The sequence below is a fragment of the Pedobacter agri genome (genome assembly GCF_032678665.1).
GTDB classification, from domain to species: Bacteria; Bacteroidota; Bacteroidia; order Sphingobacteriales; family Sphingobacteriaceae; genus Pedobacter; species Pedobacter agri_A.
In genome coordinates this window covers 350,700-364,974 of the sequence record NZ_JAVTSH010000004.1, presented here as the reverse complement: position 1 = coordinate 364,974, position 14,275 = coordinate 350,700, and the positions used below count along the sequence as shown (strand labels likewise).

Below are 14,275 nucleotides of genomic sequence, written 5' to 3'. Positions count from 1 at the left end.
ACTTATTGGTACTTATCCACAAAGGAACGCCTGGAAACCAATTTTGGGAAACCGGATATATATGTTGTACCCAGGCAACCGGTTCTTAATTTTATCATTACCCTATCTTGGGGACTAATTTTTTTAAAACCAATATACCAATAGAAAAATCCCGAGGTTTCAATTGCACCTAACGTTGTGATGGTAACGTGGAATGTTCTCGTTTTGCCGGTACCCGTAACAAATCGGTGGGTAATCTCTGTTTCTAGGTCATCGCTTTTACGACTGTAAAACTTATTTACCAACAATAATATCACATCCGAAAGCCAAAATTTTGAGACATATATCAACATGAAGAGGAAAAATATACCACAGATAATGGTCTTCAACAGGCTATCATCTGCAAAGATTTTGCGGAAGTTTAAAAAGTATATGACAACTACTGGTAATATCAGGATGTAATTGAGGTAGCTAACCCATCCACTAAATTTTGGACTACTTAACACGGCACTAACATTAAAAACAAAGATCGAGAATATAGGCATCAGCAATATCCAATTCCACGGCTGCGCACCAAAATAAATGTATGCACCAAGTCCTAATGGCATAAATGCACTTGGAAGTTGCCATGTTTCGCTACAAATGATAAATACCGCGGCCCAAATCACAAATGCTAATCCTAAAATTGGCAAAAGAATACTTAGATCCATAATTATCTATTATTTTTTAAGCTTTAAACATAGAAATTATTCATCAGCCTGACAATACCCAATGAACTCTATTAAATCCCTAGACAAATTATAGTTTGTTTAGGGTTGTTAAAATTCATGATCTTTTGTTTTGAGGCTATTTAGAACACACAAAATACTGACTAAAAACACATTACAAAATTATCTAGAATATTTCTAAATAGCGATATTGATCAAAGTTTATTTTGTAACTTTGCAACAAATTTTTTTGAATGATCTCTACTGATATAGCCGTAATAGGCGCTGGTCCGGTTGGTTTGTTTGCCATTTTTGAAGCCGGTTTATTAAAAATGCGTTGCCACTTAATTGATTACCTTCCTCAGGTTGGTGGTCAGCTATCTGAAATTTACCCTAAGAAACCGATCTATGATATTCCTGGTTATCCATCGGTATTGGCGCAAGAACTTATTGATAATTTGATGGAGCAGGCTAAACCTTTCCATCCAAGCTTTACGCTAGGCGAACGTATCGAAGGGTTAGAAAAACGGGGCGAAGCTGATTTCGTACTTACTACCAACATGGGTACGGTAATTGAAGCCAAAGTAGTGGTAATTGCTGGTGGTTTGGGTTGTTTCGAACCTCGTAAGCCTGCCGTTGAAAATCTGGAAAATTTCGAAAATGGTAAAGGCGTAAACTATATGATCCTCGATCCGGAGAAATACCGCGATCAGAAAATGGTTATTGCCGGTGGTGGCGACTCTGCACTAGACTGGACCATCTATTTAGCAGATGTTTGTTCGGAATTGACTTTGGTACACAGAAGCGAAAGTTTCCGTGGAGCACCTGATTCTGTTGCCAAAGTAATGGCACTGGCAGAAAGCGGAAAAATCAATCTTGTTTTAAATAGCAATTTACAAGCCGTTCATGGTACCGATAAGTTGGAGCAAGTTGAAATTGTTCAAAACCGTACCATGGAAAAAACAGTTGTAGCTGCCGATCATTTAATTCCTTTATTTGGCCTGAGCCCTAAACTAGGTCCAATTGAAGCATGGAATTTAAACATCAGCAAAAGTGCTATTGAAGTAAACACTGACGATTACTCTACCAACATTCCGGGTATTTATGCCATTGGCGATATCAACACTTACACAAATAAATTAAAGTTAATTCTTTGTGGTTTCCACGAGGCGGCATTAATGAGCCATAGCGCTTATTCTTACATGAATCCTGGAGTTAAATATACCATGAAGTACACTACGGTAAACGGCGTTTCAGAATTTTAAGCTTTGCGTTAATATTGTTTCAATAAAAAACTATTTTAGTTAAGTTTGCGCTTATAAGCGAGCAAAATGGAAAACAACATTACAATATACATGCAGGAACCGGATGGTTCTGTTACACCACATGAGGCCCCGACGGATATGGGCTTAAGTTTGATGGAGTTTTTGAAAGCATCTGAATATGATATATTAGCTACTTGCGGCGGAATGGCTTTATGTGCTACCTGTTGCGTAGACGTTTTAGAGGGCGAAGAAAAGTTAAATGAAATGACGGATGATGAATATGCCATGTTAGATACATTGCCTGATTTATTACCAAATTCTCGTTTGGCATGCCAGCTGCAGTTAAATAATAATATGGATGGCTTAAAAGTAAAACTTCACGGCGTAAGCTAGACTAGCAATATAAAATATAGATAAGGCGATACTGAAACCAGTATCGCCTTTTTTTGTGATCAATGCATGCATCATAATCATCCTATTGCAAAAATTTATAGCACAAAAAAGGAGCCATTACAAGTAACGGCTCCTTTTTTCTAAATATAGAGGTTAAACTATAGTGGATTTTGTGTTACCACACCGTTACCAATATTGATCTCATCTTGAGGAATCAAGAACTGCCATTGTTTATCTCCTGCCGGAATTGTTAAAACATTTGCATAAGAAACGTTATGATTTGCACCATTTCTATCTAAAGCAGAATTGGTACGTTTTAAATCATAGAATCTAAATCCTTCACCCCATAGCTCTACTCTTCTTTGATTCATGATCTCTGTGATTAAAGCTGCACCTGTATTGGTTGATAAAGTATAAGAAGGGTTACGGTTAACAGCAAGAGGCAACAAAGCTTGTGCTGCCAATACATCATTACCTCTTCTAGCTTCTGCTTCAGCTTCGATTAAGTACATTTCAGCAGCACGCATGTAAGGAACATCACCAATACTTAAAGAAACATCAGCAACTTTAAATTTACGGCTCATGTATCTGTAACGGCTTGATGCTGAAGTTGGAATTGGGAATTCTGCTGTATTTGTTCCAGTTGGATCCCATAATTTTTTGCGAACATCAGTAGCAGGGATTGAGTTGTAAAGTGTTGAATTGATTGACTTTGGACTCGTTCTGATTACTGTAGAGTTATAATTCGCAGACATGTAAGCAAAAAATGAATAGAAATAATTGGTTTGATCAGAAGTAATTCTTGAAGCCCACATCCATTCTGTATTGCTATAATCATTGAAACCAGCCTGATATACCGTATTATTCATTAGGGTGTACCCAACTCTGGCTTCCTTAGCAAATTTAATCGCATCAGCCCAGTTTTGCTGAGTAAGGGCAATTCGGGCTTTTATACCCTTTGCAACATCAATATTAAAATGAGACTTATTCGTTCTGGTGTAACCCGCAAACAAACCAATTGCATCATCGATATCTTTATTGGCCTGAGCATAAACTTGTGCTACCGTACTTCTTGGTGTTTTCTCATTGCTTGGTGCTAGCACTAATGGTACAGCTAAACCGCTATTTGCCTGACCGGCTACAAAACGCTCTCCAAACAATTGAACCATTTGAAAATACGCCCATCCCCGGTATGTTAATGCTTCAGCTTTTATTGCAGCTTTATCGGCAGCAGCACCCTCAGCATTATCTATATTAGCAATAATCATATTGGCATTACCAATAATTACATAATAGAATTGATAATTATAAAACAACATACCGGCATTTGGATTACGGTGTGAAATCCACTTTCCTTCGTTTAACAACCAAGAGCTTGATGCAGTATTAAAAACCATATCTTCACCTAAGATATCCATGTAAAGCATATTACCACTTTGACCGCCCTGTGCTTGTGCGCCAAATATTTGGTTATACATTAATCTGTGGATACCATTTACGGCTGTCCAGGCATTTTTTGTCGTACTAAAAAGTACATCAGTAGAAACTTGATCAGTTGGGTTAGTTTCTAGAAAACCCTTTTCACATGAGCTGAGCGTAGTTAACAAAGCGCCCACAATCATCATTTTACTTATAATTTTTTTCATAATCTTCTATATAATGAATTAAAAGCCTACGTTAACACCTACTGAAAATACTTTACTAAAATAGTAATTGTTCCCCACAGTTCCGTTAAAGGTACTTGATACGCCCATACCTTTACGGTGTGAGAATAAGGCCAGGTTTTCTCCGGTTACAAAAACATTAGCTGATTTGGCTTTAATTTCGCCTAACCAACGTTTCGGCAACTGATAGGTTAGTGTAATGTTATTTAACTGTAAATAGCTGGCGTTAGTTAACCATCTGGTGCTCGCACCTGTAAAATCAGTAATACGGTTATTATCAAACCTTGGAACATCAGTTACATCACCAGGGTTTTGCCAACGGTTAACAGCGTCAACATGCATTGCTGTACCATAAGTACCACCATGCATTAATGATTGATATGCACTATCGTAAACTCTTCCGCCAAACTGAAAGGTAAATAAGAAACTTAAGCTTAAGTTTTTATAGGTAAAAGTATTGGTCATTGATCCATACAAATCTGGGATTGAAGTATTACCTGTATATCTGTAATTTGCTTCACCAATAACCTTAGTTACCGTATCAGTGCCGTTTACAATTTTAGCATTTGTTGTTAAACTATTGGTTTTATATAACGCCTCACCTGTTTGGGAATCTACGCCGTAAAACTCTCTCAAGTAGAAATCATAAATGGAGTGACCAACACTGTAAGCTTTAGTACCTGATTGAATCAATGGCTGATTATCTGGCATTTTAGTGATCTGATTTTTGAACTTTGTTAAATTAACAGTTGCTGTATATCTAAAATCTTTATTGCGAACAACTTCACCTGTTATTTGTGCTTCCCAACCTCTGTTATATAGGCTTCCAATGTTAGTGGGAATTGCGAAATAATAAGGACTAGTAGTAGAACCTCCATTTGCCAATGGTTGAGGAACATCAAAAATTAAACCATCAGTTACTCTGTTAAAATATTCAACAGTACCTGATAACCTGTTTTTGAACAGACCAAATTCTAAGGCAACGTCGAAGTTTTTAGCCGTTTCCCAGGTTAAATCTGGATTTGCTAATCTCGCTTGTCTAGATCCAGATTCTGCCTGGTTATTATTACCTAAATTGTAAAGTGCTTTGTATGCATAATAATCGATACCGCCATCGTTACCCAATTCACCATAAGATGTTCTCAATTTCAATTGATCTACCCATTTCGCGTTGAAAAAAGCCTCTTTGTGAATATTCCAACCTGCACTTACGCCATAGAAATTATTCCAGCGTACTAATGATGAAAACTTAGAGTTACCATCTCTACGAAAGTTTGCACTTACTAGATATTTCCCATCAAAATCATAATTTACACGACCTAAATAACTTTCGATTGCATAATTATCTTCATAAGATGTAGTACCTAAAACTGTAGCAAAGTTTGATAATTCGGTAATACCATCAAAACTTTGCCCGCTTCTGCTTCCTGATAAATAATTGTATTTATAGGTATAAGTTTCATGACCAGCCAATGCATTAATATTGTGTTTGCCCAATTGCTTATTGTATTCCAATAACTGATTGAAAGTAATGTTCGTAGTACGGTATAAATACTGGTATGCTCTTCCCGCAGGCGCACCGTCACCCACAATCGGATTATCATAATAACGCTCATGAGTATCTTGTAAATCAAAACTCACGTTTGTTGTAGCTTTTAAATCTTTGGTAAAGTTAACTGTAGCGTAAGTTCTTGCATTTATCACTCCCCTAGCCGATCTCTGTGAGTCATTAAGGTTTTCAAAAATGGTGTGGCGACCCTGAGAAAAAGGACGACCATTACCAAAATCAAATTGACGCTGGCCATTGGCATCTAATACATAATCGCCAGTTGTTGCATTGTGCAAATAAACCGGATAAATCGGGCCGATATAACGCGAAATGTAGAATGGATTAATTACTGAAGATCCACCATCACCAACATTGTCAACTAATGATTTAGTATAGGTACCTGTTAAGTTTAAACCGGTTTTAAACCATTTTAATGGATTAGAATTTACCGCTACACGACCATTGTATCTTTTTAAACCAGAATTAATTAAAAATCCTTCCTCATTAGTATAACCCACAGATCCAAAGAAATCAGATTTTTCGTTACCACCTGAATAGGTCATGTTGTAATTTTGTCTTTTCTTACCGCCTTGGCTTGCAGCATCTGCCCAGTTTAAATCATCGCCATATAATAACGATGCATTTGGATTTAGGATACCATCGGCTGATACAATTTGATTATCAGCAACGTTGTAAGGATTATAGCCTAACAATGATTTAATACCAGTGTAATTTGCGCCATTATAACTATTTAACGTTCCGGCAGCAATTTGACCGGCAACATTTCTAGGAATGGCTAAGGAACCATATTGTAAGGTATTTCTTTGAATTTCCCACTGTAAAGGATAGTATGTATTTGCATCTACACGTTCGTATTCTGGCAAACCGCGATCCAACCATCCGACTGATGCTTTAAAATTTAAGTTATCCGAGTTCTTCTTACCTTTTTTGGTCGTGATCATTACAACACCATTCGCTGCTCTCGATCCATATAGTGCAGTAGTTGATGCATCTTTTAGAATTGCGACATTTTCAACATCATCAGGATTAATATTCGATATTGACCCATCATAAACTACACCATCTACTACGATTAAAGCAGAATTTGAGGCCGAGATTGATCCAAAACCTCTCACACGGATAGAGGGAGATGAGCCTGGAGCACCGCCAGCAAGATTTGTTTGAATACCCGGAGCGGCACCAACTACCGCACTAAGGACGTTTGTAAGCGGTCTTTTTTCAAATTCACCTGCGTTGATTTGAGCAGTTGAGCCAGTAAAAGTTTCCTTCTTAGCGGTACCATAACCAACAATTAATACTTCATCTAATGATTTAGTATCAGTTGTTAATGCCAAATTAACGGTTGTTCCGCTAATCGCTACCTCACGTGTTAAAAATCCAAGAGAAGAGATTACTAGTGTTTTAGCACTCTGGCTAACACGGATGGAATATTTACCATCGTTCCCTGTTAATGTTCCTGAACTTGCTGTTTCTTTGATTTTCACCGAAGCTCCCGGAATCGGAAGACCGTCTTCACTTGATGTTACTGTTCCAGTAATTGTTCGATCTTGAGCCATTGCATTGAATGCAACAAACAAAAGCACGAACAAACTTTGTAAAAGTTTTTTCATGAATTTAAATTAGTTGTTTGATTTATTAGTTTAACCCGACTAATTTAAGTGATATGAAAAATTAAATCAAACATTTACATAGTAATTTGATGAAATTTAACAAATCAGGGGTGTTATGACATTAACATTACCATAATATTAAGACAACATAAGTACTAAATTATTAGTTATATCATTTTTATAGGTGAATCCGTCAGTTAGATAATATAAAATGATCGAAACCTTAAAAACTTTAATTAAATTTCACTTTTTGATAAAAGATTATAGGTTCTTGGCCGAAATTTGCAATTTCCACAGCCGAACTATGGATTTGAAAATCCGCCTTTTAAGACTGGAAATTTCGCTCGGCGAACACAACTATCGAATGTTCACCTTTTGACGCTCTACATTCCAACCATATACTTCAACAGCCAGGTTATTTTGCAAGCCTGAATATTCAATTAAAACTTTTTGGCTTTCTCCTGGCAACACGCTTACATAATTATCATCATAAAAAGCTGGAAGTATTCTCTTGCCTGTTTGCGTATCAATCAATGCAATGCGATTAAAAAACGCTACAGGATTTCCGGTTGGATTATTGAGCGATACCTCAACCTTATCTTTGGCTTTTCGAGTTGTAGTAATTTTTAAGCTTGCGGTTTTGAGCGTTTGCAAACCTTTGTAATTCCCATCCCTATCAGCCAGCCAGTAAATATTTTCACTTAATACCTTTTGCTGCTCATTTAACAACTTTAGGGAAACAAACACACCATCTTTCTGATCCATTTTCTTCAGAAAATCATTTAAAGGGAAAAACCGGCGAACAGATGAAGCGCCTATAGAATTGAAAACCTGGGAGTAGAAATAATCCTTTCCAGCCATATCATAAACTTTAGCTTGAACCATTAAATTATTGCGATCAGTTAATCCATTGTTAACCACTGTTACCATACTATCCAACGGATTCATCATGATATGTAGCGGTTCACTTCCTTTGCGTAAGCCATATAAACAAGCATTTGGATCCAGATAATAGTCGTACATTTGCCCCCGAAGCGCTGTCCATGGGTTTTGTGTTTTCCAGATAATTGAGCCAGTATACCAGTCCCACATTTTATTGGAAAAACCCTCCATTAGCGCCCGGTATTGATCATAGTTGACCAATTGCGCTTTCATGGCAAAATCTTTTGCGTCTTTAGCTTTTCCGTATGGATTGATGTATTGATCGTACCCAATGTATTTATGATAATCCCAAACAGAATCGGGTTTGCTTTTGAATTGTGGTGCAATCATGTTTTCCTTCGGGATAAACCGCTCCAGCGATTCATAATCGCCCACCCCAACAGAGCCTACTTCCGAGTTGTACGGAAAGGTTTTTACAGCCCAAAAACTTTTCGGATCCTGAATACCGTACGGACCATCGCCATTACCACCAATTTCATTGTACGACATTTCATCACTGTTGGAAAAATCAAAGAATTTTCTCGTACCATCCAATCGAGGCAGAATATCATTTTTGATGGGGTTCAAAATATCTTCCGGAGGAGTAATCTCATTTCCACCACACCAAAAAGCCAGTGAAGCATGGTTGCGAATCATTTTTACCTGATCTTCAATAGCTGTTAATACTAATGGATGATTGTCAGGATAGTTCCTTCGGGTCCATTGATCTTCTTTTTTCAATGGATCTACCCAACGTCCATTACAATCGCCGCTGAACCAAAAATCCTGAAAAACCAGCAAGCCGTATTTATCGCAGGCATTGTAAAACTCTGGCCGCTCTAAAATGGCACCGCCCCAAATTCTAATGAGATTCAGGTTCATGTCTTTATGATACCGCACTTCAGCATCGTACCGGGCATCACTGAAACGTAACATTGCATCAGATATAATCCAGTTTCCACCTTTAATAAAAATCTTTTGTCCGTTTACATAAGCACCCATACTTCTAGTATGCTCATTCCAAATGTTATCAATCTGCCGAATCCCTACGGTCAAATTTTCCTGATCAAGAATTTGATTGTTAGCGATGAATTTGATATTTATGGGATACAAATCCTGCTTGCCATATCCGCTTGGCCACCAGAGTTTAGGATTTTCCAGAGTTAAATCCGGAAACCTAATTTCTGATGATGCAGCGGAAACGGTAACATTTTTCTTCACCACTTTACCGGCGATTTCATATTGTAAAATTCCTGAAATGGCTTTTCCTGTCGGGTTTTCGATCTCTACCGAAACCTTAATTGTTGCAGGTTGTTGCTTTGCATCGGGTAATCTTTTACCCGGAACCAGGGTAACCACATGTGGGTTTTGAATATTGATTCCTTTGGTTTTTTCAATCGTTACTTTATCCCAAATACCCGTATTGCGATCACGGGTGGGTTGAATCCAATCCCAACCAGCCGTGTACTGTGTGGTCAAACCTTTGGCGATGGTTCCATCTCCACCCTGACCCCCATTTGGATTGCCCGGAAAATCGGGAGGATAAACGATTACCGCAAGACGATTTTTACCTGTTGAGGAAAGAAGTTTGGTAATGTTATACTTTGCCCTTAAGTGCATCCCCTCATGGGTTTTCTGATTAACCTTTTTCCCGTTTAAGAAAATCTCAGCCTTATAATTAATCCCTCGAAATTGTAACCAAACCTGTTCATTTCCAGCTGCATTTTCATTAAAATCCTTTACAAACCAATAGGTATAATGATCGTTCCCGGCATGGTAGATATCTGCAATTTTCTCGTTATTCATCCCATAAAAAGGATCAGGAACTTTTTTATTATTAAGCAGAGTGGTGAGTACTGTTCCTGGAACTGTAGCAGGCATCCAGCCACTGGTATTGAAGCTAAAAGCCGAGATCAGTGTACCACTGGCATTTACGTCCTTTACATTTGCGCATAACCAACCTGAGTTTAACTCATAACGCTGTTGAGAAAAGGCATGCAGGTTCGACAACAGCATAAAAAACAAAAATATTTTCTTCATTGGTTGTACAGTCTTTGATTTAAATGATTGTTTGTGAGTTTATTTGGTTGAAACAGGTAAATCTGCAGCATTAACACCCCAGGTTTTTGAAGGTGTATTGCCCATATAAATCTGCATTTCACCGCCATTAACAATTGTTTTATGCAGGATAAAGGATTTATTATATGGCTTTCCATTGATTGTAATGCGCTGTATATATTTGTTTGCAACACTATTATTAATTACCCTGATATCGAATTCTTTATTTGCAGGCAAATGAATTGTTGCAGACTTTACCAATGGTGTTCCGAAAACATAAGCACCGTTTGCAGGATTAACTGGGTAAAAACCGAGTGCGCTAAAAACATACCAGGCACTCATTTGGCCAACATCCTCATTGCCACATAACCCATCAGGTTTAGCAGTGAAAAAATCGTTGTCGATCTTTCTGATTAAATCGGCTGTTTTCCAGGGTTGGCCAGCGTAGGCATATAGATATGGAATATGATGACCTGGTTCATTTCCCTGGGCGTAGTTACCAATTAATCCAGAAATGTCAGGTGAGCTGCTTTCACCTAAATCTGCAGGAACGATGAACAGTGAGTCCAGTTTATTAACAAACGATTTATTGCCACCAAAAAGATGAATTAGGCCTTCTACATCCTGAGGAACGAGCCAGGTATATTGCCATGCATTTCCTTCTGTATAATCATCTTCGCGGTGTTTAGCCTTAACCGGACTAAAAGGTGTACGCCATTTCCCATCAGCCATTTTACCACGCATAAACTGAACATCCTGATCAAAATATTCTCTGTAAAGCTGTGCCCTTTTACTGAAGTACTGATAATCTTCCGTTTTATTCAGCGCCTTGGCAAACATGGCGATACAGTAATCATCAATGGCATATTCCAATGCTTTGGCAACTGATTCATTTACTTTTTCTGCCGGGATGTACTTTAGTTGTTGAATGTACTCAATGCCATTGGTTTTTTGCATGGCCGATTGCTTAACCGCCTCGAAAGCCAGATTTGCATCAAATCCACGGTAACCTTTGAGGTAAGCATCAACAATAACCGGAACCGCATGATAACCTACCATCGTATTGGTTTCATTACCCATTAAATGCCATACTGGGAGCTTGCCTTGTTCTTTATAAATGGCGAGCATCGTGTTCACCACATCGCTTACTTTATCCTGATGAAGAATGGTATATAATGGATTTGCTGCCCGGTAAGTATCCCATAAAGAGAAAGTAGTATAATTGGTGAAGTTTGCAGCCCTGTAAATCTTTTTATCTGTACCCAGATAATCTTTATTTACATCGTTAAAAATTGACGGCGCAACCATAGTATGATACAGGGCCGTATAGAATATTTTTTTGGTATTGGCGCTTGCATCAATTTTAACCTTTGATAATTCCCGCTCCCATTTCGCATCTGCACTTTTTACTGTCAAGGCGAAATCCCAGCCCGGCAATTCAGTTTTAAGGTTAAGGATTGCATTTTCGATACTAACGGGCGATAAAGCCACTTTGATTTGAAGCTTATTGTTATTGATTGATGTGAAATTGGCCACTGCCTTTAACTTTTTACCACTAACCTCTTTACTTTTTTTCAGCTGGTCATCGTCATAAATATCGAAATTGTTTATCGGTTGAGAGAACTTAATGACAAAATATAAACGCTGATCATTTGCCCAGCCTTTTGAATTTCTATTGCCCACAATGGTTGTTGCGTCAACTTGTTTGAAAGATACATTGGTGGGTGCATCCCAGCCGATTCCCTCTACTAAATCAATCACAATGTGTGGCGTTACCGAATTTTTGGGGAAGCTGTATTGATGAAAGCCAACCCGGTCAGTTGTAGTAAGCTCGGCTTTGATCTTATATTTATCAAGCAAAACACTGTAATATCCGGCTTTTGCAATTTCATTCTGGTGGGTAAATGTTGAAAGATAACCTTGTTCTTCAGCGCCCTTTTTACCTTTTTCTAATATGGTTGCTCCGGTAACCGGCATGATGGATATATCACCCAAATCGCCAATTCCCGTTCCGCTTAAATGTGTATGCGAAAACCCGGTAATGGTATTGCTTACATAGTTGTAACCACTGCACCAATCCCAACCTTCCATTATATTATTAGGCCCTAGCTGCACAGCGCCAAATGGAACATTGGCACCTACAAAAACATGCCCGTGTTTAGCCGAACCAATTATCGGATCAACAAAGGAGGTTAGCTTAGCACTTTTTTGTGCCTGAACGTGAAGAGATAAAACAAGTGAGGCGCAAAAAAAGAAGGGTTTAAAGCTTTTTAATTTCATGGATCTAATTCGGGGATAGGATTTTGTTAAATCGTTTTACCTGTGTAAATGATTGTGTTACTAAATATTATTTTGGGTTGACTGAATTTAAGATTAATCTATACTGGCTACTTCTTTAACAGGCTTACCGATTACTTTGTAATTTCCATCGCCTTTTAAAATGGCTAACATTTGTGGTTGATTGGTAAATAGAGACTTTGCTGCAGCTAACTCTTTATCATACTGAAAACTTTGCTCAATCCTACCTCTTTCGTAAAAGTATCTGCTAATGATCTGCGTTTCCAATACACGTTTGATTTCTGATTTGTGTGTTGCTAAATCGTTCTTTTTTGAAGAGGTTAATTTGTATTTCAAGTTCTCCAAATCCGCTTTTACCTCAGCAGATTTGTTTTCTTTTTCGGCTTCGGCCCGCAAGTCAGAAAGTAAACGTTCTGTCCGGCTTTGATAGGTTAAATCTTTATCCGCCAATGTGTTTACGAAAGCTGTATAGTCTGCATCTGATAATTGAAAAACTTTAGCAGACTCCAGTTTTGGATTTTTCTTCCAATAGGCATTGGCATAATTAAAAAATAAACTTTTATTAATCATGGTGATGGTTACCGGGCTTAATTTGGCCGCGTTTACCACTACATCTGGGTAAACTCCGTTACCACTGTACACATTTCTACCCGCTTTGGTTTGGTACATTGCAATGGTTGAATCGGCGAAGCGTTCCGCAATTCCATTGGCATCTTTGTGAGCATAATCGAGCTTTTGAATACATCTGCCTGATGGTGTATAGTATTTGGCTACCGTAACTTTCACCAGGCTATTGTATGGCAGATTAAATGTTTGTTGTACTAAACCTTTGCCATAACTGCGTTGGCCAATAACAATTGCCCGATCTAAATCCTGCAGTGATCCGGCAACAATTTCTGAAGCTGAAGCTGAATTTGCATTAACTAATACCACCAGCGGAACGGAGGTAGAAACTGGCGCAGCCATTGTTTTATAAGTAATGGTTTTTTCTGCATTTTTCCCTTTCTGAATTACCACCAGCTGATCTTTATCAACAAAAAGGTTTACAATTTTCACGGCTTCCTGTAAAATGCCACCACCATTATTCCTTAAATCCAACACAATTCCTTTAGGATTTTCCTTGTTAATGCCCAATAACGCGTCTTTAACCTCTTGCCCTGAATTTTCTAAAAATTTATCCAATTTGATATAGCCGATGCCATCTCCAACCATGCCAGAGTAAGAAACATTAGGTTGTTTTATTTCATCGCGATTTAATTTCTTAATGATTTCCTTACCATCTCTGATTAATGTTAAATCGACAATGGTTCCTTTAGGACCGCGTAACAACTGACTGATTTGGCTTCTGTCTTTTCCTTTAACTTCAATGCCATTTATTTTCAACACCTGATCGCCAGGCTTTACATCACTTTTATTGGCCGGATAACCTTCACTTACATCGTTTATAAATAATTTACTGTCTATCAATACAGTGGCAGCACCAATTCCACCATATTGCGTACTTACATATTTCAATTTATAGTCTTCGATTTCGGATTCAGGTACGTATTCTGTGTAAGGATCAAGACTGTCTAGCATGGCATCAATCCCGGTTTTCATTAATTGTGGCGCATTGGTATCATCCACGTAGTTAATGTTGATCTCCTTGTAAAGCGATGCGAAAATGTCGAGGTTTTTGGATACAAGAAACAAATCTTCTTTGAAAGAAAAAGAGATCACAGCCAGGCAAACACCTGCGGCTAAAACATAATATTTCAGTTTCTTCATACCTTTTATTTATAATCCGGCACAGCCTAAACTGTTAGGATGA

General features: G+C 38.0%; 8 protein-coding genes. 2 read left to right on the top strand and 6 right to left on the bottom strand.

Annotation, left to right across the window (positions count from 1 at the left end; genetic code table 11):
- Positions 1-2: 2 nt before the first annotated feature.
- Complete coding sequence (locus R2Q70_RS10890; protein WP_316807613.1) at positions 3-689, bottom strand: hypothetical protein; 687 nt, start codon at positions 687-689, stop codon at positions 3-5.
- Between the two features lie 251 nt (positions 690-940).
- On the opposite strand from R2Q70_RS10890, the gene R2Q70_RS10885 reads away from it, so the two are divergent.
- Together R2Q70_RS10885 and R2Q70_RS10880 are read left to right on the top strand one after the other, a co-directional pair.
- Positions 941-1,951: an NAD(P)/FAD-dependent oxidoreductase gene (locus tag R2Q70_RS10885; protein WP_316807612.1), complete on the top strand. Its 1,011-nt coding sequence runs from the start codon at positions 941-943 to the stop codon at positions 1,949-1,951.
- Positions 1,952-2,017: 66 nt separating this feature from the next.
- Positions 2,018-2,344, top strand: a complete 327-nt coding sequence (locus tag R2Q70_RS10880) for a 2Fe-2S iron-sulfur cluster-binding protein (protein WP_029204033.1) — start codon at positions 2,018-2,020, stop codon at positions 2,342-2,344.
- Between the two features lie 158 nt (positions 2,345-2,502).
- On the opposite strand, the gene R2Q70_RS10875 is transcribed toward R2Q70_RS10880, so the two are convergent.
- From R2Q70_RS10875 to R2Q70_RS10855, 5 genes are all read right to left on the bottom strand, one after another.
- Positions 2,503-3,990, bottom strand: coding sequence for a RagB/SusD family nutrient uptake outer membrane protein (locus R2Q70_RS10875; RefSeq protein ID WP_316807611.1), 1,488 nt, complete (start codon positions 3,988-3,990; stop codon positions 2,503-2,505).
- A gap of 18 nt (positions 3,991-4,008) precedes the next feature.
- Positions 4,009-7,188 carry a TonB-dependent receptor gene (locus R2Q70_RS10870; RefSeq protein WP_316807610.1) on the bottom strand — a complete coding sequence of 1,060 codons (3,180 nt, stop codon included), beginning with the start codon at positions 7,186-7,188 and terminating at the stop codon, positions 4,009-4,011.
- 357 nt (positions 7,189-7,545) lie between these two features.
- Positions 7,546-10,149, bottom strand: a complete 2,604-nt coding sequence (locus tag R2Q70_RS10865) for a glycoside hydrolase family 2 protein (protein ID WP_316807609.1) — start codon at positions 10,147-10,149, stop codon at positions 7,546-7,548.
- Positions 10,150-10,188: 39 nt separating this feature from the next.
- Positions 10,189-12,447, bottom strand: coding sequence for a GH92 family glycosyl hydrolase (locus R2Q70_RS10860; RefSeq protein WP_316807608.1), 2,259 nt, complete (start codon positions 12,445-12,447; stop codon positions 10,189-10,191).
- 93 nt (positions 12,448-12,540) lie between these two features.
- Positions 12,541-14,232, bottom strand: coding sequence for a S41 family peptidase (locus tag R2Q70_RS10855; protein ID WP_316807607.1), 1,692 nt, complete (start codon positions 14,230-14,232; stop codon positions 12,541-12,543).
- Positions 14,233-14,275 lie beyond the last annotated feature (43 nt).

Bases quoted from the DNA above. Each gene is read 5' to 3' on its own strand.
- R2Q70_RS10860 (WP_316807608.1), bottom strand. From the start codon at position 12,447: ATGAAATTAAAAAGCTTTAAACCCTTCTTTTTTTGCGCCTCACTTGTT.
- R2Q70_RS10885 (WP_316807612.1), top strand. From the start codon at position 941: ATGATCTCTACTGATATAGCCGTAATAGGCGCTGGTCCGGTTGGTTTG.
- R2Q70_RS10870 (WP_316807610.1), bottom strand. From the start codon at position 7,188: ATGAAAAAACTTTTACAAAGTTTGTTCGTGCTTTTGTTTGTTGCATTC.
- R2Q70_RS10890 (WP_316807613.1), bottom strand. From the start codon at position 689: ATGGATCTAAGTATTCTTTTGCCAATTTTAGGATTAGCATTTGTGATT.
- R2Q70_RS10875 (WP_316807611.1), bottom strand. From the start codon at position 3,990: ATGAAAAAAATTATAAGTAAAATGATGATTGTGGGCGCTTTGTTAACT.
- R2Q70_RS10855 (WP_316807607.1), bottom strand. From the start codon at position 14,232: ATGAAGAAACTGAAATATTATGTTTTAGCCGCAGGTGTTTGCCTGGCT.
- R2Q70_RS10865 (WP_316807609.1), bottom strand. From the start codon at position 10,149: ATGAAGAAAATATTTTTGTTTTTTATGCTGTTGTCGAACCTGCATGCC.
- R2Q70_RS10880 (WP_029204033.1), top strand. From the start codon at position 2,018: ATGGAAAACAACATTACAATATACATGCAGGAACCGGATGGTTCTGTT.